Origin of the sequence: Kitasatospora sp. NPDC056327 (assembly GCF_042261735.1) — a bacterium.
Lineage (GTDB): Bacteria > Actinomycetota > Actinomycetes > Streptomycetales > Streptomycetaceae > Kitasatospora.
The window spans coordinates 1-1564 of the sequence record NZ_JBHJRC010000547.1 but is presented as its reverse complement, the minus strand read 5'-3'; the positions used below and the strand labels follow the sequence as shown (position 1 = coordinate 1564).

The window sequence follows — 1564 nt, the reverse complement described above, 5'->3', positions numbered from 1 at the left end:
GCCGGTGCCGGTGGGCCGCCCCCGAACTCCGCTTCTCACCTCGGCTTGGGCGGTTGCGGCCGGGGTTCTGGATGTTGCCCCGGACGACGTCGAAGACGACGCCGAAGCGTGCCGCCTCCGAGAAGATCTGGATCGCCGACAGCAGCGCCCGGCCCGTCGCGTCGTTGTACGCCGACGTGCGGCCGAGGGTGCGCACTGCGCGCCCGCAGACGAACGGGCGCGCGGGAGCGATGGCGGCTCGGGCCGGGGACACCTCAACCAGCGGGCCCCCACCGGGGATCCGGTCGGGGCCCGCACGGTGCGATGCGTGTCAGACGGTGCCGAACTCGCCCGCCTGGACGGCGGTGACGAAGGAACGCCAGGCGGAGGCGGGGAAGACGAGGGCGGGGCCGGCGGGGTCCTTGGAGTCGCGGACAGGAACAAGGCCGGGGAAGTCGGCTGCGACCTCCACACACGATCCTCCGTTGTTGCTGTGGGACGACTTGAACCAGGCGGCGGTGGACAGTTCTACGGGACCGTTCATGACGTTCCTTTCACGCCCGATGGATCATCTCCAGAGAGGCGGATTTCGACAGCGCTTCCACTGTGAGCTGATGGTAGTCCCTTTCCAGCGGTCGGGAGGTTTCGCTCTGTCGAGCGAGAAAGCCGCGCATCTGGCACTCCGAGTAGGCCAGCAGCGAGCGGTCCGCCATGGAAAGCAACGTGACCATCATGGTGAACGGCAGCTCCTCGGCGAGACTGTAAGGCGCGATCTGGATGGTGACGGTGGGCCTGGACGCCAGCTCCTCCAGGCGTCGGAGCTGGCGCCGCATGATCTCCCGGCCTCCGACTGGACGATGGAGGCACCCCTCGTCGAGCACGAAGTGGAGCCAGGGCCGCTGCGCGCGATCAAGGAGTTTCTGCCGGGTCAGGAGGAAACTGACTCGATCGTCCGCCTGCTCCTGGGTGATCTTTCCACGTCGCACAGCGGCGGTCGCGAATGCCGCCGCATACTCCGAGGTCTGCAGGAGCCCCGGAACGATGCCGAGTTCGAAGTGTCGAATCTCGGCCGCCCTGGCCTCCTGAGCTGCGTATTCGGGAAACCCTTCGAGGAGCGAGGTGTTGCTGATGTTCCAGAACATCAGCTCCAGGGTGCCGCCGGTGTCAAGCGCATCATCGGCTTTGATGGCGAAGGGCTGAGTGGGATTGCGTGTCCCTCTTTCGATGGAGGACACGAGGGTGTCGCTGTAGCCGATGATCTCTCCCAGGCCCACCTGGGTGAGCCCCTTTGCCTCGCGTGATCTGCGGAGTTGCACGCCGAAGGCCGCTGCTGCCGATGACGTCGGATCAAGTTCCGTTCGTCGCATGTTCGATAGCCTCTCGCGGCGGAGTCCCACATGGCCGAATTGTCCAGTGCGAACCCTTCCGATCGTAGCTCAGCCCGGCCCACCATGAATACGGGTCGTAGCGATCCCAACGCAAAGCGCAAACAGTGGAGCTCCCATGCCCAGTCGCCCCCGCATGCCCGTCTACACCCCCGCCGTCGGCGAGGTCGTCCGCGACCTCGCGCACCGTGGCCCCTCCG

The 1564-nt window shown here is 66.5% G+C and carries 3 protein-coding genes; all 3 read right to left on the bottom strand.

Annotated features, from left to right (window positions below):
- Window positions 1-253 (bottom strand): ribosome-inactivating family protein (locus ACFCX4_RS36225; RefSeq protein WP_376151731.1); only part of this gene is annotated, 253 nt, incomplete at its 3' end.
- Window positions 254-310: 57 nt separating this feature from the next.
- Window positions 311-523, bottom strand: coding sequence for a DUF397 domain-containing protein (locus ACFCX4_RS36220; protein WP_376151729.1), 213 nt, complete (start codon window positions 521-523; stop codon window positions 311-313).
- A 10-nt stretch (window positions 524-533) separates the two neighbouring features.
- The gene (locus tag ACFCX4_RS36215) at window positions 534-1346 is read right to left on the bottom strand and encodes a helix-turn-helix transcriptional regulator (protein ID WP_376151727.1); all 813 of its coding nucleotides are present in this window, start codon (window positions 1344-1346) and stop codon (window positions 534-536) included.
- Window positions 1347-1564 lie beyond the last annotated feature (218 nt).

Excerpts from the sequence above, each read along its gene's own strand:
- ACFCX4_RS36220 (WP_376151729.1), bottom strand. The coding sequence starts at position 523 with ATGAACGGTCCCGTAGAACTGTCCACCGCCGCCTGGTTCAAGTCGTCC.
- ACFCX4_RS36215 (WP_376151727.1), bottom strand. The coding sequence starts at position 1,346 with ATGCGACGAACGGAACTTGATCCGACGTCATCGGCAGCAGCGGCCTTC.